We start from the raw sequence: 19,275 nt of genomic DNA, 5'->3' as shown, positions 1-19,275 counted from the left end.
TCTTCGGGCAATCGATCCAATCGCGACCCGACTTCGTAGTGAAGGGCAGGCAAAAACGTGAGAGGTTTGTGAATGGGTGTCTGGGACGGAGAGAAACGGCAGCAACGGCGCGTTGCGGTCATCGGAACCGGCATATCGGGCCTTTCCGCAGCATGGCTGCTCAGCAAGAGCATGGACGTCGTCCTCTATGAAGAAGCCGACCGCCTCGGAGGGCATGCCAACACCGTGACCGTGCCCACCCCGATCGGTCCAGTGCCGGTCGATACCGGCTTCATCGTCTATAACGATCGCAACTACCCCAATCTCGTGGCGCTTTTCGACCATCTCGATGTGCCGACCCTTGGTTCCGATATGTCGTTCTCAGCCTCTCTGGATGGCGGATCCTTCGAATATTCCGGGTCCGGCTTGCGCGGGCTTCTCGGCCAGAGACGCAATGCGGTGCGTCCGCGCTTCTGGCGCATGCTTTCGGAGATCGTCCGGTTCTACCGCGAGGCGCCGCCCCTGCTTCGGCAACCGGAGTTCGAAGCGGTTTGCCTCGGCGACTATCTCGACCGCGGCGGCTACGCCCGCTCATTCGTCGACGATCACCTGCTGCCGATGGGTGCCGCCATCTGGTCGACGACGGCCAGCGAGATGCGCGCCTATCCGCTGCACGCCTTCATCCGGTTCTTCGAAAGCCATGGTCTGCTTTCACTCTCGAACCGGCCGCGCTGGCGAACCGTCGAGGGGGGAAGCCGCCAATACATCCAACGGCTGATGTCGGACTTTTCCGGTTCCGTGCGGCTCGCGAGCGCCGTGCGCAGCGTCCGGCGTATCGCAGGTGAGGTCGAGGTCGTCGATCGGCGCGGTCATCTCGACCGTTTCTCGGATGTGGTCATCGCCACCCATGCGGACCAGGCACTTGCGATGCTCGACGATCCCGACGGCCAGGAGCGCCATTTGCTGTCCGCCTTCAAATACACGGCCAATGATGCGGTGCTCCATTGCGACGAGGCCCTGATGCCCCGGCGCAAGCAAGTCTGGGCGAGTTGGAACTATATCGGCGACAGCGCGCACGAAGGGGTGAAACCGCTCTGCGTGACCTATTGGATGAACCGCCTGCAGGGGATCAATCCGTCGGCGCCGCTGTTCGTGACCCTGAACCCCTGCCGTCCGGTTGCAGCGGAGCGCACGCTCGGAACTTTCGCTTACACCCATCCGCTCTTCGATCAGGTCGCCCTCGTTGCGCAGCGTCAGCTCTGGCAGTTGCAGGGACGCCGCAACACGTGGTTCTGCGGTGCCTATTTCGGCAGCGGCTTTCATGAGGACGGACTACAATCGGGTCTCGCGGTCGCGGAAGAACTCGGCGGCGTCGATCGACCCTGGGCGGTTCAAGAGCCGTCAGGCAGAATTTTCCGCACGCAAGCATTGTTGGCAGCCGAATGAGACTGAAATCATCGATATATACCGGGCATGTCGCCCATGCCCGCCATCGGCCCCGCTCACACCGGCTGCGCTATCGTGTGTTTTCGTTGCTGCTCGATCTCGACGAACTGCCGCACGTTGACAGAAGCAGCCGATTGTTCGGCTATAATCGTCCAGCCATCTTCGGTTTTCGCGACGAGGATCACGGCGATGGCAGCAGGGGCGGCTTGAGGAACTGGGTCGGGCGACAGCTGGAGGAAGCCGGACTGCCGGCGGAAGACCTGCGTGTCCGCGTGCTCTGCTATCCCCGAATTTTCGGCTACGTCTTCAACCCGCTGACGGTCTACTTCTGCTACCTCCCCGACGATAGCCTGTGCGCAGTCCTGTATGAAGTCTGCAACACCTTCCACGAGCGCCACACCTATGTCATCCCGGTCGGCGAACCGTCCGGCGCATCGATCAGACAGCGTTGCGACAAGGCGCTCTACGTGTCGCCATTCACACCCATGACGAGCCGATATGACTTTCGCGTCGAGCCGCCGCACGAGCGCGTCTTCGTCGGCATCAATCAGTCGGACGACGATGGTCCGCTTCTGGCGGCGAGCTTTGCCGGAAAATACCTTGCCTTTTCCGACAGGGCGCTGCTGAAGCTGCTGCTCGCCTATCCCCTGATGACCCTGAAAGTCATGGGCGCGATCCATGTGGAGGCGTTTCGGTTGTGGCTCAAGGGCGTCCCCGTTCATCCGCATTCGGCGGCAAACATGCCGCGCGCCACCACCATCGTGGTCGAGGAAGACGCCTCTCAGTCGAGCCATGCGAAAGCGCGGGCCAGTTAGTCCCTCACCTCAATCGCGCAGCATTCGTCGCGTTATCGCAAATCTCAGGCGGGCGGGCATCAGCCTCAGTGCCTTCATCGCTATGGCCATCTGCCAGGGAAAGATGATCTCGTAGCGGCGCGCCTTCAGTCCGCGCACGATGATCGCAGCCGCCTTGTCCGCCGGGACCAGAAACGGCATCGGAAAGTCGTTCTTCTTCGTCAGAGGCGTGTCGACGAAACCGGGATTGATCAGGCTGAGATAGATTCCTTGCGCCCTGAGGTCGGGATACAGCGCCTCGCACGTGGCAATCAGTGCTGCCTTGCTCGCGCCGTAGGCCGCCGCACCCGGCAAGCCGACGAGGCCGGCGGTGGAGGCGACGACGGCGATGTGTCCGCTGCCGCGGGCGAGCATCTGCGCCATGGCGGCTTCCAGGCAATGGACCGTGCCGAGAAGGTTCAGATTGACGATCGATGAGAAGCGAGCGGCATTGAAATCCCGGACACCATCGCGCGCATAGGTGCCGGCCGAAAACACCGCGAGATCCACCGGCCCGAGGCCGTCCTCGATCAGGCCGAAGGTTTTGGCGACAGCCGCAGCGTTGGTGACGTCGAGGGGAAACGCAAAAATCTGGCCGGGAACGACGCCCTCAAGCGCCAGCAATTCGTCCCTGCTGCGCGCGCTGATGGCGACCGCCCAACCTTCGCGTGCCAGCGCCACGGCCAGCGCGCGCCCGATACCGCTGCTGGCGCCGGTGACCCAGGCGGTCCCGGCCGTTCCGGAAGTCTTGCGCCTCGTTGTCTCCATATCCAATTTCAGCATCCGAAAGATGTTTCAACATATGCAGATACGGTGCGGCGCGGCAGTTGGTTCACACCGCCTCGATTTTTTGCCTCAAGGCGCGCTGCTCGGCCTCTCCGATCGGAAAATTCCACATCAGCGCGATCGCCGCGAGCTTGGTAGGGATCGGCAGCCAGGCGTAAAGCATCGAAAGCGCATCGAGCGCTCCGGCGGAATTGTTGTCCTCACCTGAGAACCCGGCAAGGGCAAGCAGCGGAAAGACGATGCCGACTGCCGCGGCAAGCGACAGTTTCGTCGCAAGGCTCCAGGCCGCGAAATAGACGCCGGATCGCTGTTCGCCCGAAGAGGCGGTATCCTCATCGATGACATCCGCCTGGATGGCAGGCGGCAGAACGAGGTCGAAACCGAGCATCAAGCCCGTGGCAACGCAGATGGCGGCAAACGGGTAAACATCGCCCGTCCCAAGAAAGCCGGCCCCGGCGAAGATGGCGCAAGCGACGGCCATTGCAATACACCAGGCCCGGTGCTTGCCGAGCAGACGGGCCGAGAAAAGCGCAAGCGGAACGCCGACAAGTCCGCTGACGAAGTAGGCAAGCAGCAACGGCCCGCTCCATTGCGGCGCCTCCAGTCGTTGGCCAACGAAATAGAGGAACAGCGTTGCCGGAATGGCATTTGCAAAACCGTTCAAGACAAAGGCAAGGATCAGCCGCCTGAAGGGCCTGTTTGCAGCAAGAAACCGCCCAGCATCTCCAAGCGAGAGACGATGCCTCGATCTGTCCTGTGGTTCGGGCACGCAAAGGAATGCGACGCAGGCCGCAAATGGCAGAAACACCGCGACAAAAACAGCGAGCGGCTGAAGGCCGGCTGGGCTCGACAAGGCCCCATCGCCGACCGCGAACGGCAGACCAATCGCGCATAACGTGCCGATCAGCGTTGCGCCCTCTCTCCAGGCGGATACGCGCAGACGCCCGGTATAGTCGTTCGCCAGTTCCGCTCCCCAGGCGGAATAGGGCAGCAGCGTGCCCGTGTATCCAAGCGACAGAACGGCCGCCCAAAGAGCGAGATAGGCAAGCCCGGCATCGTCCGGCGGCCAAAACAGCATGAAGGCGCCAAGCGCGGTGGGGGCGGCCGAGGCCAGAAACAGTGTGCGCCTGCGCCCGGCCCGCGCACTGATCCGGTCCGACAACCAGCCGATGGCGGGATCAGCGACCGCATCGACCATACGGATTGCAAGCAGAACCAAGCCGACTGCCCCGAGCGGCAAACCGAGCGCGCTCACATAAAAGGTCGGAACGACGATGTAGAGTGGCAGGGCGAGCGCCGCCAGGACAACGGCGGGCAACGCGTAGCCAAGCAACAAGCGGCTTGTCAGCGGCTGCTGGCCGGAACGAAACGTCATCGCCGGGAACGCCGAAACGTGACATTCGTCCATGCCACGGGCAGACCATACTTCGTCACAAGCGCCGTGTTTCTGACCTCGCCGTCATCGCCGAGCACCATGAGGTCGTGGAACCGGACTTTGTTCTTCCGGGCAGCGTCGAGATAGACGACATATGAGAACCGCGCCTTGCGGCCTTCGATCCTGACTGGCACGTTGCCGACCACATCCTCGCGCGAGCCGAGATATTCCCCCGGCCCCGTCCTGCGAAACCGCCAGGTCTTTGTATCCCGCGCACCATCATCGAATGTGAAGTCTTCGCGAAGCGTCAGCGTCTCTCCGTTCCAGCGCCCCTGCAAGGCGACCGAGAACCGTCGCGACACACCATTGATCGCCGTGAAGCTGCCCGTCGCCTGCGCTCTGCCCACGAAGTAGCGTTCAAGCGAGAAGACGGGGTCTCGCGCCTGAGCGAAGATCGGGAATGCGAAGATTGAAGCCAAGAAGGCAATGGCAACAGTACGCATGAAGAACCTCCCGTGATCGACGGTTGTCGCAAGAATTGAAGTCGGTTTGGCTCGAAAGGCGGTGCGCCGCGTCATAGCGCCGGTCCGATGCGCGCGGTTCCCTTGTCGCCGTTGTTCTGGATCCAGCGGATACGCGTTTCATCGAGGCGGTAGAGTTCAAAACAGAGCTGCGAACCGTCATACCAGGTGCTGAACTTCTGGCAGAGCCGGTCACCGTCTATCCACCAGGTGCCGCTATCGCGTGGGCGGGTGAATTTTCCCAGCCCCAAGGCTTCGCCAGTACCATCGACGCGACCATCGCGGCGATAGTTCAAGGGGAACTCCCCGCCGAACGGGACCGCAAGAAACACGGTCCTGCCGACGATCCGGTCGCGGATATCTTCGGCCGAGAAGCGATCCGATGCCGCATGACTTGATTGGGCAACGAGCATGAACAGCAAAACGGGCAGCAGACGCATACGCTCCTCCATACCGCATCGGGGGACGGATCAGGTTCTTCCCTGTGAGGTACGCGGCATCGCTCGCCTCGGATCACCGGCGGCGGTCGAATTCATGAAGACTGAAAACATCGGAAGTGCGGGCCCGGCGGCGCAAGCCTGAACGAAGTGCAGCAGCCGTCGTCACGCCATCACTTGCGGGGGCGCAGAGTTCTCAGGAGCGCCAAGGCGCTGGCGGCCATGAGGCCTTGGCCGTTTTCAGGGGGACTCGGCCGGCTCGCCCGTTGCCAAAGGCGTGCCGGCCGACTGACGTCAAGCCTGTTCGAACCGGCCTTCGGAGACGATCTCGGCAAGAGCCTTTCGCGGACTTGGGACTTCGCGCTCCCTCAGCCCGTCCGGCAGTTGCGCCTTGTCGCCGATCCTGCCGATCGCGACCGCGGCCTCGACGCGGTAGTCAGACGGGACGCCAAGGTCGATCCGCGCCCGGTCATAGTCGAGACCAGCCATGCCGTGCGCCTGCCAGCCGGAATAGGCCGCCTGCAGCGCCAGCGCACCCCAAGCGGCGCCGGTGTCGAACGAATGCGTGTAGGATGGCACTTCGTCCGTCGCGCCCGGCGGCAGCAGCGATGTTTTCGACAGCACGAAAATCAGTGCCGAAGCGTCCTTCGCCCAACTCTGATTGAAGGCGTTGAGAATGCCGAACAGCTTGTCCCAATGTTCCGTGCCGCGACGGGCATAGATGAAATGCCAGGGCTGGGCATTGTAGGCCGAAGGTGCCCAGCGCGCCGCCTCCAGAATGCCGAACAATTCGGCTTCAGCGATGTCCGCTCCGGCATAGGCGCGTGGCGACCAGCGTTCGAGAAAGAGCGGATTGATCGGGTGGCCGGCGATCCGCGAATTGATTTCGATGGTCATGGTTTTCCTGTGTGTTGGCTTCGGTATCTGCTCTCAGCCGCAATCGCCGTCACCAGGCTTCGTAACGCTCCGGTCGGAGCTTGAGATTGGAAATCTCGTCCGAAAGCTCGGCGATGCGATTACGAAGGTCGTTCGTTGTTCCGTCCTCGAAATCGTCGATGCCGAAACAGTCCCTTGCTTCGTAGAGCTCAAGCTTGCCTTGCAAGACATCCCGGATCGCGCTCAAGCGTTCATATTGTCGCAGGACACTCATGACACACCTCGTCAAAAGCCATCGTTGTTTAGAAATGCGCAAACAACGGAAAAGGTTTCGTTCGATTGCTCGGCTTCAAGCATTCCAAAAATTATCGAGTTAAACAGTAGATTAAAGGAACCGCGGCCCAAAGATCGTGCCAGGCTTGGAAAAGTGATCCGGCGGCGTGCCGCGAGCACTCAGTCGTGGCTTGCCCCATGGCTACAGCCTGTCGCCTTTCAGGTGCTGCTCCAGGAACGCCAGATTGTCCTGGCCCCAATAGATCTCGCCGTCGTAGCCGAAAGTCGGGATGCCGAAAACGCCGCTCCGGACGGCATGATCCCGATCGGAGGCCCATTTCCCGGCGACGTCTTCATCATTTTCCCGCGCGCGCAGGGCGGCGCCGTCGAAACCCGCTCGGATGGCCACCGCCTCGCGCACGTCAGGCTGGCCGATATCCTCGGCACGGACCCAGTAGGCTTCCTGCAGCACCTGCGTCAACGCGAGCCAGTCCTTGCCGTCGAGATAGGCTGCAATCACCAGCCGCGACGCAGGCGTCGGATCGGCGAGCGGTGGACGGCCATCGAGAAAAAGGGCCTTGCCCCGCGTCCGGCTCCAGCGTTTGAGGTCGCGCGTGCCATAGGCGCGTCGCACCTGCGGCTTGTTGCGGGAGAGAATGCCGCCATTCTCCTCGACCACGGTTGCGAGGTACGGCGTGATTTCCGCTTCGTGGCGGCGTGCAAGAGCAGCGAAGGCTTCAAGCCCGATGAACGACCAGGGAGAGCCGATAGAGAAGAAGTAGTCGATGCTTTTCGTCACTGCTGAACTGCCTTGATGGAGTTGGGGTCTGAGATTGTGGGCGAGCGCGTCAAGCCGCCGCCGGGTTTGTGGAGGGTGCCTCGCCGATCACGTCGTTTGTCTGCGACCAGCCAAGCTGCGGGGCGATGCGCGAAACGACGTTATCGAGGATTTGGCGATACTCGTCGTGCTCGAACTCGTAGGGCAGCTCGAGCCGAAGCTCGCGCACATGCGGCAGGATCGGATCGGCGAGCAACCGCTCGAGGATCTGTTCGGACGTACCGACAAGGTCGCGGGCAAAGAGCGTGCGCCGCTCGCCCTGCGGGGTCAGCGTGCGCTCGTGCCGGCCGGCGGCGTAATCGAGGTAACGGCGCCTTGTGCCGGCATCCGCGCCATCCAGCGGAACGATGACGCGGCCAAGTGCGACGCGTTTCCCTGCTCCGCCCGCCTGCCGATAGGTTTCGAGCTGGCGTGCCTGCGCCTCGAATAAGTCGTCGGTCTGCTCGCCGGTCGTGACGTTGCCGATCAGCAGATTGAAACCATTCTCGCCAGCCCATCGGGCCGAGCGCATGGAGCCGCCTCCGTACCAGAGCCTGTCGGAAAGCCCCTTGGCATGAGGCTGCAATCGCGGGCGCTGTGGACCAAACGGCGTCTTGATCACCGTCTGTTCGTCACCCAGATACGCGCTGCGCAGATTGTCGGCGAAACGTAAGACCCGCTGATGCGAGAAATCGTACGCTGACCAGTCTCCATCAAAAGCGAGTGGCCCGATCAGGTCGACATGCGGCGGGCGCCCCGCACTCAGCCCCACGTTCAGACGGCCGCGCGATAGCACGTCAACCGTCGAAAGGTCCTCGGCGAGCCGGTAGGGATTTTCATAGCCGATCGGGATGACCGCCGTGCCGAGTTGAATGCGGTCGGTCCTCTGGGTCGCCGCCGCCAGGAAGGCGGCCGCCGACGAGATGCCGGGTTCGAGGTGGCGCTGCCTCACCCAGGCGCTGGCGAAACCGAGACTCTCGCCGTATTCGAGCAAGCGCAGCGTTTGCTCCAGGCCGGCCAGCGGATCGTCGCTCGCATAGTTTCCCGGCGTCAAAAAGCCGATATGGTCGATCGCGATCTTGTGGTCTGTCATCGTCGCGCGCCCTTAAGTTTTCGGCAGACCGGGAGGATTGGTCTCAGACTTCGGCAGCGCCTCTTCCGCCAGATGCCAGCGATCGAGGATCCTGGCATAGGTGCCATTTTCGATGAGGCCGTTGGTGGCGGTGGTCAGCGCATCGGCAAGGCCGCTGCCCTTGCGGGTGGTGATCGCAACATCGGAGCGTTCCGGCCAGCCGGCGCTCAAGGTGCCGACGCGTTTGATGTTCCGGTCGCGGGCGGCGATGAAAACAAGCTGCGCATGCGGCTGGACGATCACATCGGCGCGGCCGGACGCCAGCGCCACAAGGCTCGTCGCCTCGTCGTCATAGTATTGCAGTTCAAGCGGCTTCAGGCCGGCGGCGACGTTCTCGTCGTTCCATTTCAGAAGAATGCGCTCCTGGTTGGTGCCCGCACCGACGATGATCCTGAGACCCGCCGCATCCTTCGGTTCCTTGATCGAGGTGACAGCGCTGTCCGCCTTGACGAAGAAGCCGTGCAGTCCCTGGCGGTAGCTCGAAAAATCGAACTTCTCCTTGCGCTGCTCGGTGACGCCGACATTGGAGATGACCGCATCGTATTTGCCCGATGTCAGGCCGAGAGGCCAGTCGATCCAGGCGATCGGCACGAGTTCCAGCGTCAAGCCGAGACTGTCGGCGACCGCAAGCGCATAGTCCGGATCCGCGCCGATCACGGTTTTTGCGTCGGTCGCGTAGGTCGCAAGCGGTGGTCCGCCGGGGCTGACGGCGACGGTGAATTTGCCTGGCGTGACGAACTTGAAACCCGGCGCTATCGCCGCAACTGCCGCATCGTTGCGTTCGGCGCGGATGCGCCCCGGCTGTTCCGGGCTGAAATCGAAGCCGTCGGCGGCCGCACCTGGGCCGAGATGAAGGAGCGCTGCCGCAAAAGCGGCGAAAATTGCTGGGCGTAAAGCGGCTGGACCGAACATGTCTGTCGTCTCCGGAGGGGATGATGAAGGAGCGGGCCGGCGACACGCCGGCCCACAATTCCGCGAGCGTTACGAGCCGCTCTTCGGCAGGCCGGGAGGATTGGTCTGCGACGCGTCGACGGCCTCGTCGGTCAGGCTCCAGCGCTTCAGCACCTCGCCGTATTTGCCGTTCTTGATCAGGTCGTTGACGGCCAGAGTGATGGCATCGGCAAGCCCGCCGCCCTTGCGGGTCGTCACGGCGATTTCGGCGGTCAGCGGCCAGCCGCCGCTGGCAATGCCGACAACCTTGGTGTCGTTGCGGATCGAGGCAGCATAGGCGCGTGTTGCGTTCGGGTTGAATTCGACATCGGCCCGGCCGGATTGCAGCGCCAGATCACCAGCCGCGCGGTCGTCATAATACTGGACCTCGATCGGCTTCAGCCCGGCGGCAACGTTCTGCCGGTCCCATTCCAGAATGATCTTTTCCTGGTTGGTGCCAGCGCCGGTGATCACCTTCAGGCCGGCCACGTCCTTGGGCTCCTTGATCGAGGTAATCGGGCTGTCGGACTTGACGAAGAAACCGAGCACGTCGCGTCGGTAGGTCGAGAAATCGAACTTCTCCTTGCGCTCCTCGGTGACGGTGACGTTGCTGATCACCGCGTCGTACTTGCCCGAGGCAACCCCGAGCGGCCAGTCGGCCCAGGCAACCGCCACGAGATCCAGTTCAAGGCCGAGGCTGTCGGCAACCAGCGAGGCGAGATCGGGATCGGCGCCGACGACGGTCTTCGAGTCCGAGGCGTAGGTAGCGATCGGCGGATCCCACGGGTTGACGGCCACGGTAAACTTGCCGGGATTGACGAACTTGAAGTCGGGCGCGATCGCCTTGATCGCCGCTTCGTTGCGCTCCGCGCGCACTCGGTTGGACGTGTCCGGGCTGAGATCGAACTTTTCCTCAGCCTGAACCGAGGCTGTACCGAGCGTCGCGATGGCGACCGCCCCTGCCAAAAGCAGTTTTGCTCTGTCGAAGAATGCCATGTGCTTAATCTCCATCTCATCTTAAGGTTGTAGTTACTATCGATCGTGTCCGCGGTGCCCATGCACGCGTCGAATTTTCAGAGGACCTTGGCGAGGAATTCGCGGGTGCGAGGATGTTCCGCGGCGGTGAAGATGCGGGACGGCGGGCCGGCCTCAAGGATGCGGCCCGCTTCCATGAAGACGACGGTGTCGGCGACCTCGCGGGCAAAACCGGTCTCGTGGGTGACGATCACCAGCGTCGTGCCGGTGCGCGCCAGTTCCTTGATGACATCGAGCACTTCGCCGACCAGTTCCGGATCAAGCGCCGAGGTCGGCTCGTCGAAGAGCAGGACCTTCGGCCGGAGTGCCAGAGCCCGAGCAATCGCCACGCGCTGCTGCTGGCCGCCCGAGAGCTGTCGGGGATAGGCGTTGATCTTGTCGCTCAAGCCCACCCGCGCCAGCAGATCCTGCGCCAGCCGCACGGCGTCGTCGCGCTTCAGGCCGCGAACCTGGACCGGCGCCTCGATGAGGTTTTCCAGGACCGTCAGATGCGGGAAGAGATTGAAATTCTGGAACACCATGCCGATGTCGGCGCGGCGCTTCAGGATGTCCTTCTCCTTCAGCTCATAAAGCGTGTTGCCCTTCTGGCTGTAGCCGACGAGATCGCCGTCGATCGAGATGAAGCCATCGTCGACCCGTTCCAGATGGTTGATGGCACGCAGCAGCGTCGACTTGCCCGAGCCTGATGGCCCGAGGATCGCCGTCACGCTGCCCGCCGGCAGGTTCAGCTCGACATCGTCAAGCACTTTCAGCGAACCGAAGCTCTTGGAGATGCCGTGGATGCGGACGGCACCACCGGCGCGAAAGGCCGTTGCGTCATGAAAGCCGGCCTTGCGGACGACAGCGCCATTGCCCGCAATCTCGCTCAGCGGACGTCGAAACCGCGAGAAGAAGGCCTGGAACGGCAGCGGCACCGGATTGCGGACCGCACCCTTGGAAAAATGCCGCTCGATATAATACTGGGCGATCGAAAGGCCGGTCATGATCACCAGGTACCAGACGGTCGCAACCATCAGGAGCGGAATGACTTCGAGATTGCGGCGGTAGATGACCTGAACGGTATAGAAGAGCTCCGGTAGCGCCAGCACGTAGACCATGGACGTGCTCTTGGCGAGACCGATGATCTCGTTGAAGCCGGTCGGCAAGATCGAGCGCATCGCCTGCGGCAGCACGATCCTGAACGCCTGACGATGACGCGGCAGGCCAAGTGCGGCCGCCGCCTCGTGCTGCCCATGATCGACGGAAAGAATGCCGCCGCGCACGATCTCGGCGAAGAAGGCCGATTGGTTGAGCGTGAGCCCCAGGAAGGCGGCCGCAAACGGCGTCAGCAGTTGCGTGGTCGGATAGTTGAAGAAGGTGGTGTCGGTGAAGGGAATGCCGACCGAGATCGTCTCGTAGAGATAGCCGAGATTGTTGAGCACGAGCAGCAGCACGATCAGCGGAATCGAGCGCAGCAGCCAGATGTAACCGAAGGAAAGGCCACCCAACAGCGGCGACTTCGAAACCCGGGCGAGCGCCAGCGCCGTTCCAAGCAGCGAGCCGGAAACCGTCGCCAGCGCCGTCAGCAGCAATGTCCGTCCGAGGCCCGCGAGCACCGGTTCGGCAAAGAACCATTCGGCAAAGACCGGCCAGCCCCAGCGCGGGTTGGTCAGCACAGAATAGAGCACGCCTGTAATGACGAGTGCAGCAAACAGCGTACCGAGTGCGCGGCCGGGATGGCGTGCGGGCACGACGCGATAATGGGCATAGCCCGGATTGGGTTCGCTCGTTCGCCCGGCGCCGGCAACGCCGGCATAATCGGTCAGAATGGCCATGATGCATCCTCTCTGGAAGTGGTTCGTGCGCCCGTGGTACGCTGGCGCTAGGGGTGATGGGCAGCCTGCAGATGCGATGGATGCGGGTCTCCGAGAAGTGCCAGCGATGCGACGAGATGGGTGATGTCCTTCTCGAACGGCAGCGTCTTGTAGATCTCCGGATCGGCGTCGACGTCGAATAGCGCCGTGTAACCATTGACGAGATAGAGGCCGACAGCCTCTGGCTGCCGGAAACCGGTCGTCAGGTAGATGCGGGAATAGCCTTGACGCGCGGCCTGCGCTTCGAGTTCGAGCAGAACCTTGCGCGCCAACCCCTGACGGCGCAGATCGGAACGCGTCCAGATGCGTTTGAACTCGGCGGTGCAGTCGTCATAGTGCTTGAAGGCGCCGCCGCCGATCGTCTCGCCATTGCGCACCAGCAGCACGAAGTTGCCGTGCGGCGGCGCGAAAGCCTCCGGCGGATAGCGGTTGAGTTCTGCCGCCGCGCCCTCGTCGCTGAAGTAGTTGCCGTAACGGCTGTCATATTCGATGATCAGCTCATCGATCAGCGGCTTGGCACGCGGGTCGAGGGGGCTGGTGTAGAAAAACGTATCGCTCATGGGTTTCGCCAATCCCGTTGTCGTCATCTTGCGAGGAAGGTTTCGACCAGCCGCACCCAGTAGCGGGCGGCCGGCGCGATGATTGCGTCGTTGAAGTCGTAGTTGGCGCTGTGAAGCGGCGCGCTGTCGCCATTGCCGACGAAGAGATAGCTGCCAGCCTTCTGCTCCAGCATGAAGGCGAAGTCCTCGCTCGCCGTGCGCGGTTTGAAGTCGCTGACGACCTGGCCCGCGCCGAAGGCTTCGAGCGCAACGCTGCGGGCAAGATCCGTCTCGGCGCGGTGATTGATCAGCGCCGGGAAGCCGCGCCGGTAATCCACCTCCGCGGTGGCGCCGAAGCTTTCGGCCTGCGCGCGGGCCAGCGCCGGAACGCGCTCGCCCAACAATCCGCGAACGGTTTCGTTGAAGGCCCGCAGGGTCAGCTTCAGCGCCACGCTTTCGGGAATGACGTTGGAGGCAGAACCGCCGTGGATAGAGCCAACGGTGACGACAGCCATTTCCTGCGGATCGACATTGCGCGACACCACGCTTTGCAGCGCCGTGATCAGCGAGGCTGTGGCGAGCACCGGGTCGACGGTCCGTTGCGGTTCCGCGCCATGGCCGCCCTTGCCGACAATCTTGATGTTGCACTGATCGACCGAAGCCATGGCCGAGCCGGCGACAAAGCCGAACTGCCCTGATGGAACACCCGGCCAGTTGTGCAGGCCGAAGACGGCATCGACGGGAAAACGCTCGAACAGGCCCTCCGACAGCATCTTGCGCGCGCCCGCACCGATCTCCTCGGCCGGCTGGAAGATCAGTCGCAGGGTGCCATCGAAACGGCCGGCCTCGGCCAGGTAGCGCGCGGCGGCCAGCAGGATCGCCGTATGGCCGTCGTGCCCGCAGGCATGCATGACGCCGCGATTGGTGCTGGCATGGGCAAGGCCCGTCGCCTCCTCGATCGGAAGCGCATCCATGTCGGCGCGAATGCCGATCTGACGCGATCCCTCGCCCCGGGGCGATCCCTCGCCCCGGTTCAACGTGGCCACGACGCCGGTCCCGGCAATTCCCGTTTCCACCTCGTAGCCCCAGGATTTGAGCCGCGTGGCAACGATGTCGCTGGTGCGATGTTCGTGAAACGAAAGCTCCGGGTGCTGGTGCAGGTCATGCCGCAGCGCGACGATCTCATCGAGATAGGCGCCAATGCCTCGCTCGACGGCATCCCCTGGCTGTGCGTCCTTGACGTTGATGTTCATAGGCGGCTCCATCGGCGCCTCAGGCGCCGACGGCCCTTCCCTGCTCGATGTCTTCCTCCGGGGCCGCATAGCGGCTTTCGCGATAAGGCAGCCCCAGATGGTCGCGCAGCGTCTCGCCCTTCAGGTACGGGTCGAAATAGCCACGCTGCTCGAGGATCGGCAGCACATGGGCGGCAAAGTCCTGCAGGCCTTCGGCAATGACCGGGAAGCCGAGGATGAAACCATCTGCCGCATCGGTATCGACCCAACGGATGATCTCGTCGGCAATGTGCTCGGCGGTGCCGATGAAGGCGGTTCGCGGCGTCGCCACATCGAGCGCGATCTCGCGCAGTGTCTGGCCGGTCTCGCGCGCCGTCTTCTTGATGCGGTCCGTCGTTGCGCGGAAGCTGTTCTTGCCGATGTCGCCGATATCCGGGAAAGGCTCATCCAGCGGATAGACGCTGAAATCGTGATGATCGAAGAACCGGCCGAGATAGAGCAGCGCCTCCTCGACCGTGACCAGTGCACGGATCGCCTGGTATTTGGCTTCTGCCTCCTCGGCGGTCGCGCCGACGATCGGAGCGATGCCGGGGAAGAGGCCGATATCGGCCGCTCTTCGCCCCTGCGCGATCGCGCTCTGCTTGATCTGCTTGTAGAAGGTTCGGGCGTCTTCGACCGGGCCGCCATTGGTGAAAACGGCATCAGCGTGTTTGCCGGCAAGGCGAATGCCGGAATCAGACGCTCCAGCCTGGAAAACGACCGGCTGCCCTTGGCGCGAGCGGCTGATATTGAGCGGCCCCTCTATGCGGAAGAAACGGCCCTTGTGGTTCAACCGGCGCATCTTGGCCTTGTCGACATAAACGCCCGCCTGGCGATCGCGTACGAAGGCATCGTCGTCCCAGGAGTCCCACAGCCCCTTGGCCGCATCCAGATATTCGTCGGCGATTTCGTAGCGCAGCTCGTGTTCGGGATGCTCACGCCCGTAGTTGCGGCCGGACCCCTCAAGCGGCGACGTCACCGCATTCCAGCCGGCCCGTCCGCCGCTGATGAGGTCGAGCGAGGCGAATTGCCGGGCGATGGTGAAGGGGTCGCTGTAGGAGGTCGAGACGGTCCCGACCAGCCCGATCTTCGAGGTCGACGCGGCCAGCGCCGACAGAATGGTTAGCGGCTCGAAGCGGTTGAGAAAGTGCGGGATCGATTGTTCGTTGATGTAGAGGCCGTCGGCGACGAAGGCGAAGGCGATGCCGGCGGCTTCCGCCTTGCGTGCTGTGTCGACGAAGAAGCCGAAATTGACGCTGGCATCGGCGGGACCGCTCGGATGCTTCCAGGCATTCATGTGGCCGCCAGGCCCTTGCAGCATGATACCGAAGGTGACGTTTTTGCGGGTCATGGACGATTTCCTTCTGCGGATGTTCAGGCGACGAGCGACAGCCGCTCTCTGGCGATGAGCTCGATCGAGGCGAAACGTTCGGCGGCCGGAAGGGCCGGCGTGTCGATCACGAATTCCTTGACGCCGTAGCGGCGATGAAGCGCATCGAGCTCCTGGCGCACCTGACGTGGCGTCCCGTGCAGCACGCTCGGGCTTTTCTCCTCGACCCGGTAGTCGCTGACACCGGCCTGACGGGCGAATTCGGCCGCCTGCTCCTCGCTGCCGACATTGACGCTCTGACCATTGCCGAGGAAAACCTTGAAGATGCGAAGGCCGGCGACGCGCTCGCGGGCGCGCTCTTCGCTTTCGGCCGCCAGTGCTGCGACCGCCAGGATCGGGCGTCCGCCGCCCGTCGCACGCTCGTAAGCTGCAACCGTTCGCTCGAGGTTCTCCGGATCGCCGTTGAGATGCGCGGCAAAGACCAGCTGCCAGCCTTTGGCTGCTGCGAGTTCGGCGCTTTCGACACTGGCGCCGAGCAGGAAGCGTTCCGGCGGATGCGCCGGCAACGGTGTTGCCAGGAGTGTCGACTCGTCAATCTTACCGGGCGCGAGGTAGTGGTTGAGATCGCTCAGTTGCTCGGCAAAACCCGGCTTGCGCTCGGGATCGCTCCCGATCTGCAGCGCCCGCGTCGAGAGCGGAAAGCCACCCGGCGCCTTGCCGACGCCGAGATCGACCCGCCCCGGTGCAAGCGACGCCAAGAGGTTGAATGTTTCGGCGACCTTGTAGGCGCTGTAATGCTGCAGCATGACACCGCCGGAGCCGATGCGGATCTTGGACGTACGCGCCAGGAGATAGGCGATCAGCGTCTCGGGGGACGAGCTTGCGAGGCCCGCCATGTTGTGATGCTCTGCCAGCCAGAAACGGTGATAGCCCCACTCCTCCGCTTTCGCTGCCAGCCGGGCGGTCGCCTGCAGGGCGTCGGTGGCGGTACTGCCGGGATCGATGGGGCTCTTGTCGAGAAGGCTGAGAAGATAAGACATGCCACGTGTTCCAGATTGTCTCGGCGCCGCCGTCGGTCGCCATTAATCTATAAAACACATAGATAATATGCATTATAAGAAATGCATTTCTATTTCGCACCGGCTTGAGAGAAAAACCCGCCCACGCTTCCAACCTCGCCGTGCAATCGAAAGTACCGAATGCCACGCGCGATCTGTGTCAGCAAAGGCGCTCGTAGTGCCGAGGGCTCGCAAATTGGCAAAAGGGGTGGGATGTCTTGGTACATGGGAGGACCAGCGCTCAAGGCCGGCCGCACCAGGGTGTTACCGTCTGGAAATGCAAGGACGCCGAGCAGGCATCGGCGCGCAGCAGAGCCGCGCGCCAATCAAAAACAAAATCAGTTCACCGAAGTGAGCGTCATGGATGTGCCGGTAGCGGCAACATTGAGGCCGAGCTGGCCCGTCACGCTGACCGTCTGCAGGTGGATGGCACCAGCCGTACCGCCGATGAGGATGTTGGCCCCGACGCCGGCGCCGAGCGTCGCTTCGGCCGTCGCACCCTGGTAGATGCCGGTGAGCGAACCCTTGTGGTAGCCGGCCGTCGGTGCAAACACCGCCCAGATCAGCCGGCTGCGCGTGGTGAAGCCGACATCCACGCCAAGCTTGCGGATCGCGCCCGCATAGTGATCGGAGGCTTCGGCACCGACGGTCGAACGGAAGACGCACTCGACTTCCTTGGCAGATCCCAGCACATAGCCGGCACCGCCGGAAATGTTGCAATCGAGGTAGCCGATCTTCACGCCGTTGCGCGCGTCCGGCTCCCTATAGGTTTCCTTGTAGGTCGGCAGGTCGGCAGCATTGACAGCCCACGCACCGGCAGACGCCAGGGAGGCGGCGGCAAGCGCCATCGCAAGAGTCTTTTTCATATGTTCGCTCCTTTTCGGGTCGTTATTGATCAACAGCATTCGGTCTTCCGGCAAAGGAATCGAGCTGCAGAGACGTCACAGTTGAGCGCCGATCGGACATTTCGAAGGCACCGCGCCGAACGCCGGGCACCCAATGGAATTTTGCAGTGGACTGTTGCTCCGGGAGAACACCTGCCGGCGATTGACGCCTGCCCAAAGGCATCTGCGGCAGAGTTGACATAGGATTGCTGATGCGCAGGACCAGCGCGGCGAGAAAACCTCACCGCACGGTGACCTCGACAAAGGAATGAGCGGTTATTCCCCCCGCGTTTCAAAAGCCAGGGCGCGAGGGGGTCTTGCGGTCGAGGCCCGCCACCCACCCGATCGCCATCAGCAGGACGATCGCGGCAAGGGCGACCAAGCCAATGGCATACATCATCAGGAGTTCGATGAGGCGCGGCACGAAAAGCACGACCTTGGTCAGCAGCGACTGAGCGCCACGCCACGCGGACAACTCATCCCGATTGAAGGCCTCCAATCGACGAACAAGGAAACGCATGCTCACCTCTTCCGGCCGACAGCGAGCCCATGCGGCGCGTCGGCAACTCCCGTTTGAACGTCGCACGCCAGTCGTTCGTGCCGGCTGGCAGCCAATGCGTGGTGCCGCGCGGGCTCAATGCAACGGCGTGGCACTTTCGGGCTCACGCATCTGGAATCCGCCGATCGCCAACTTTCCGTCACCGAACGGCAGCGCACGGCGCAGGCGAAGCTCGTCGTCAATGACCGTCTGCATGCCGGCCTTGAATTTCCTGACGCTGAACTGCGCCGTGTGCGCCCTGATGACGTCGGGTCGGAACGCGTCTTCCCGCGCCTCGAAGGCGTAGATCGCCTTGATCAGCGCTTCGACGCTCTGCTGTTCGAAAAGCATGCCCGTCAGATTGGGCACGACGGTCTCGAGCGCCCCGCCGGCGCCGAAGGCGATGACCGGGCGGCCGCTTGCCATAGCTTCGACAGGCACGATGCCGAAGTCTTCCTCGCCGGGAAAAACCAGCGCGCGACAGCGGGCCAGCTTTTCCTTCAGCACAGCAAAGGGTGCGCGACCTAGGAACGTGACGGTCGGGCCGGCCATGCGCTTGAGCCTGGCGATATCCTGTTCCTTGCCGTCGCCGATCACGACCAGGTTCTTGCCCATTTTCGTGAAGGCTTCCACAGCCAGGTCGATCCGCTTGTAGGGAACGATCTGGCCGGCACAGAGGTAAAAGTCCTCGATCTGGGTCGAGGGCGCAAAGTCCTCGGTGCTGACGGGCGGATAGACCACGGTGGCCGGGCGCCGATAGTATTTGCTGATGCGTGCTGCCACGTGATGCGAGTTGGCGACAAAGCGGTCCACCCGCATGCTGGTGTTGACGTCCCAGGTACGCAGCATCGGCGCCAGAACCGGCATCATCATCCGCGACAGGAGGCCAGCGCTCGACCGATAGGCGTGATAGTGATCCCAGAGGTAGCGCATGGGCGAGTGGCAATAGCAGATATGGGCCGCATGCGGTGGCGGAATGATCCCCTTCGCCGGCCCGGATTCGCTCGAAATGATCAGGTCGTAACCGCTGAGATCAAGACTTTCGAGCGCGAAGGGCATCAGCGGCAACAGCGACTGATAATGCCCGATAGCACCGGGAATGCGCTGCAGGAACGACGAAGTGACCTTATGCTTCTTGATCTTGTCCGACACGCGGCCCGCATCATAAACCAAAGTGAAGATGTCGGCCTCGGGATAGAGATCGCATAGCGCCTCGATCACCTTCTCCCCGCCCCGCATCGATACCAGCCAGTAATGAACGATTGCGACGCGCATGGCGCTCCCCTAATGCAACGATCCTGCCGCAGCATGGAGCAGACGGACCTCGCGTGCACAGCGCCAAGATCGGTCCGGCAGTGCATC

The 19,275-nt window shown here is 62.8% G+C and carries 19 protein-coding genes and 1 pseudogene; 2 read left to right on the top strand and 18 right to left on the bottom strand.

The genetic code is table 11. The features are described from left to right. Positions 1-72: 72 nt before the first annotated feature. Together BLJAPNOD_RS22195 and BLJAPNOD_RS22190 are read left to right on the top strand one after the other, a co-directional pair. Positions 73-1,425, top strand: coding sequence for an FAD-dependent oxidoreductase (locus BLJAPNOD_RS22195; protein WP_115421510.1), 1,353 nt, complete (start codon positions 73-75; stop codon positions 1,423-1,425). Further along, complete coding sequence (locus BLJAPNOD_RS22190; RefSeq protein WP_077502552.1) at positions 1,422-2,240, top strand: DUF1365 family protein; 819 nt, start codon at positions 1,422-1,424, stop codon at positions 2,238-2,240. Before BLJAPNOD_RS22195 ends, BLJAPNOD_RS22190 begins: the two co-directional genes overlap by 4 nt. A 9-nt stretch (positions 2,241-2,249) precedes the next feature. On the opposite strand, the gene BLJAPNOD_RS22185 is transcribed toward BLJAPNOD_RS22190, so the two are convergent. The 18 genes and pseudogenes from BLJAPNOD_RS22185 to BLJAPNOD_RS22100 form a co-directional block, all read right to left on the bottom strand. After that, complete coding sequence (locus BLJAPNOD_RS22185; RefSeq protein WP_244611046.1) at positions 2,250-3,026, bottom strand: SDR family NAD(P)-dependent oxidoreductase; 777 nt, start codon at positions 3,024-3,026, stop codon at positions 2,250-2,252. A gap of 64 nt (positions 3,027-3,090) precedes the next feature. Next, positions 3,091-4,419, bottom strand: coding sequence for an MFS transporter (locus tag BLJAPNOD_RS22180; RefSeq protein WP_115421509.1), 1,329 nt, complete (start codon positions 4,417-4,419; stop codon positions 3,091-3,093). After that, a complete protein-coding gene (locus tag BLJAPNOD_RS22175; protein ID WP_115421862.1) occupies positions 4,416-4,922 on the bottom strand; it encodes a DUF3833 family protein in 507 nt (168 codons plus the stop codon). The genes BLJAPNOD_RS22180 and BLJAPNOD_RS22175 overlap by 4 nt, the downstream gene beginning before the upstream one ends. A 71-nt stretch (positions 4,923-4,993) precedes the next feature. Further along, the gene (locus BLJAPNOD_RS22170; RefSeq protein ID WP_244611045.1) at positions 4,994-5,380 is read right to left on the bottom strand and encodes a hypothetical protein; all 387 of its coding nucleotides are present in this window, start codon (positions 5,378-5,380) and stop codon (positions 4,994-4,996) included. A 291-nt stretch (positions 5,381-5,671) separates the two neighbouring features. Then, the gene (locus BLJAPNOD_RS22165; RefSeq protein ID WP_077502557.1) at positions 5,672-6,274 is read right to left on the bottom strand and encodes a nitroreductase family protein; all 603 of its coding nucleotides are present in this window, start codon (positions 6,272-6,274) and stop codon (positions 5,672-5,674) included. Positions 6,275-6,323: 49 nt separating this feature from the next. After that, positions 6,324-6,527, bottom strand: a complete 204-nt coding sequence (locus tag BLJAPNOD_RS22160) for a hypothetical protein (RefSeq protein WP_077502558.1) — start codon at positions 6,525-6,527, stop codon at positions 6,324-6,326. Positions 6,528-6,728: 201 nt separating this feature from the next. After that, positions 6,729-7,325 (bottom strand): DsbA family protein, encoded by a 597-nt coding sequence (locus BLJAPNOD_RS22155; protein ID WP_115421508.1) that lies wholly within the window; start codon positions 7,323-7,325, stop codon positions 6,729-6,731. A 49-nt stretch (positions 7,326-7,374) separates the two neighbouring features. Then, positions 7,375-8,436 carry an LLM class flavin-dependent oxidoreductase gene (locus tag BLJAPNOD_RS22150; RefSeq protein ID WP_115421507.1) on the bottom strand — a complete coding sequence of 354 codons (1,062 nt, stop codon included), beginning with the start codon at positions 8,434-8,436 and terminating at the stop codon, positions 7,375-7,377. 12 nt (positions 8,437-8,448) lie between these two features. Continuing rightward, positions 8,449-9,387, bottom strand: a complete 939-nt coding sequence (locus tag BLJAPNOD_RS22145) for an ABC transporter substrate-binding protein (RefSeq protein ID WP_115421506.1) — start codon at positions 9,385-9,387, stop codon at positions 8,449-8,451. A gap of 69 nt (positions 9,388-9,456) precedes the next feature. After that, complete coding sequence (locus tag BLJAPNOD_RS22140) at positions 9,457-10,401, bottom strand: ABC transporter substrate-binding protein (protein ID WP_077502562.1); 945 nt, start codon at positions 10,399-10,401, stop codon at positions 9,457-9,459. A 77-nt stretch (positions 10,402-10,478) separates the two neighbouring features. Beyond that, the gene (locus BLJAPNOD_RS36435; protein ID WP_115421505.1) at positions 10,479-12,254 is read right to left on the bottom strand and encodes an amino acid ABC transporter permease/ATP-binding protein; all 1,776 of its coding nucleotides are present in this window, start codon (positions 12,252-12,254) and stop codon (positions 10,479-10,481) included. A 47-nt stretch (positions 12,255-12,301) separates the two neighbouring features. Then, positions 12,302-12,853, bottom strand: coding sequence for a GNAT family N-acetyltransferase (locus BLJAPNOD_RS22130; RefSeq protein ID WP_115421504.1), 552 nt, complete (start codon positions 12,851-12,853; stop codon positions 12,302-12,304). A 13-nt stretch (positions 12,854-12,866) separates the two neighbouring features. Further along, positions 12,867-14,085 (bottom strand): annotated as a pseudogene (locus BLJAPNOD_RS22125) (M20 aminoacylase family protein); the annotation flags it as partial. A 19-nt stretch (positions 14,086-14,104) separates the two neighbouring features. Then, positions 14,105-15,454 (bottom strand): LLM class flavin-dependent oxidoreductase, encoded by a 1,350-nt coding sequence (locus BLJAPNOD_RS22120; RefSeq protein ID WP_115421502.1) that lies wholly within the window; start codon positions 15,452-15,454, stop codon positions 14,105-14,107. A 23-nt stretch (positions 15,455-15,477) separates the two neighbouring features. Further along, on the bottom strand, positions 15,478-16,473 hold the full coding sequence (locus BLJAPNOD_RS22115) for an LLM class flavin-dependent oxidoreductase (RefSeq protein ID WP_077502567.1): 996 nt from the start codon (positions 16,471-16,473) through the stop codon (positions 15,478-15,480). 356 nt (positions 16,474-16,829) lie between these two features. Next, positions 16,830-17,357 carry a DUF992 domain-containing protein gene (locus BLJAPNOD_RS22110; RefSeq protein ID WP_077502720.1) on the bottom strand — a complete coding sequence of 176 codons (528 nt, stop codon included), beginning with the start codon at positions 17,355-17,357 and terminating at the stop codon, positions 16,830-16,832. A gap of 310 nt (positions 17,358-17,667) precedes the next feature. Beyond that, positions 17,668-17,895 (bottom strand): hypothetical protein, encoded by a 228-nt coding sequence (locus BLJAPNOD_RS22105; protein WP_077502568.1) that lies wholly within the window; start codon positions 17,893-17,895, stop codon positions 17,668-17,670. Between the two features lie 114 nt (positions 17,896-18,009). Further along, complete coding sequence (locus BLJAPNOD_RS22100) at positions 18,010-19,188, bottom strand: glycosyltransferase (protein ID WP_077502569.1); 1,179 nt, start codon at positions 19,186-19,188, stop codon at positions 18,010-18,012. Positions 19,189-19,275: the final 87 nt, after the last annotated feature.

Source organism: Ensifer sp. M14, from assembly GCF_003355565.1.
Taxonomy (GTDB): Bacteria; Pseudomonadota; Alphaproteobacteria; order Rhizobiales; family Rhizobiaceae; genus Ensifer.
The sequence above is the reverse complement of the archived record's forward strand: the minus strand, read 5'-3'. Positions and strand labels throughout refer to the sequence as shown.

Bases quoted from the DNA above. Each gene is read 5' to 3' on its own strand.
- BLJAPNOD_RS22120 (WP_115421502.1), bottom strand. From the start codon at position 15,454: ATGACCCGCAAAAACGTCACCTTCGGTATCATGCTGCAAGGGCCTGGC.
- BLJAPNOD_RS22190 (WP_077502552.1), top strand. From the start codon at position 1,422: ATGAGACTGAAATCATCGATATATACCGGGCATGTCGCCCATGCCCGC.
- BLJAPNOD_RS22140 (WP_077502562.1), bottom strand. From the start codon at position 10,401: ATGGCATTCTTCGACAGAGCAAAACTGCTTTTGGCAGGGGCGGTCGCC.
- BLJAPNOD_RS22105 (WP_077502568.1), bottom strand. From the start codon at position 17,895: ATGCGTTTCCTTGTTCGTCGATTGGAGGCCTTCAATCGGGATGAGTTG.
- BLJAPNOD_RS36435 (WP_115421505.1), bottom strand. From the start codon at position 12,254: ATGGCCATTCTGACCGATTATGCCGGCGTTGCCGGCGCCGGGCGAACG.
- BLJAPNOD_RS22160 (WP_077502558.1), bottom strand. From the start codon at position 6,527: ATGAGTGTCCTGCGACAATATGAACGCTTGAGCGCGATCCGGGATGTC.
- BLJAPNOD_RS22165 (WP_077502557.1), bottom strand. From the start codon at position 6,274: ATGACCATCGAAATCAATTCGCGGATCGCCGGCCACCCGATCAATCCG.
- BLJAPNOD_RS22145 (WP_115421506.1), bottom strand. From the start codon at position 9,387: ATGTTCGGTCCAGCCGCTTTACGCCCAGCAATTTTCGCCGCTTTTGCG.
- BLJAPNOD_RS22150 (WP_115421507.1), bottom strand. From the start codon at position 8,436: ATGACAGACCACAAGATCGCGATCGACCATATCGGCTTTTTGACGCCG.
- BLJAPNOD_RS22170 (WP_244611045.1), bottom strand. From the start codon at position 5,380: ATGCGTCTGCTGCCCGTTTTGCTGTTCATGCTCGTTGCCCAATCAAGT.
- BLJAPNOD_RS22180 (WP_115421509.1), bottom strand. From the start codon at position 4,419: ATGACGTTTCGTTCCGGCCAGCAGCCGCTGACAAGCCGCTTGTTGCTT.
- BLJAPNOD_RS22175 (WP_115421862.1), bottom strand. From the start codon at position 4,922: ATGCGTACTGTTGCCATTGCCTTCTTGGCTTCAATCTTCGCATTCCCG.
- BLJAPNOD_RS22195 (WP_115421510.1), top strand. From the start codon at position 73: ATGGGTGTCTGGGACGGAGAGAAACGGCAGCAACGGCGCGTTGCGGTC.
- BLJAPNOD_RS22185 (WP_244611046.1), bottom strand. From the start codon at position 3,026: ATGGAGACAACGAGGCGCAAGACTTCCGGAACGGCCGGGACCGCCTGG.
- BLJAPNOD_RS22110 (WP_077502720.1), bottom strand. From the start codon at position 17,357: ATGAAAAAGACTCTTGCGATGGCGCTTGCCGCCGCCTCCCTGGCGTCT.
- BLJAPNOD_RS22115 (WP_077502567.1), bottom strand. From the start codon at position 16,473: ATGTCTTATCTTCTCAGCCTTCTCGACAAGAGCCCCATCGATCCCGGC.
- BLJAPNOD_RS22130 (WP_115421504.1), bottom strand. From the start codon at position 12,853: ATGAGCGATACGTTTTTCTACACCAGCCCCCTCGACCCGCGTGCCAAG.
- BLJAPNOD_RS22100 (WP_077502569.1), bottom strand. From the start codon at position 19,188: ATGCGCGTCGCAATCGTTCATTACTGGCTGGTATCGATGCGGGGCGGG.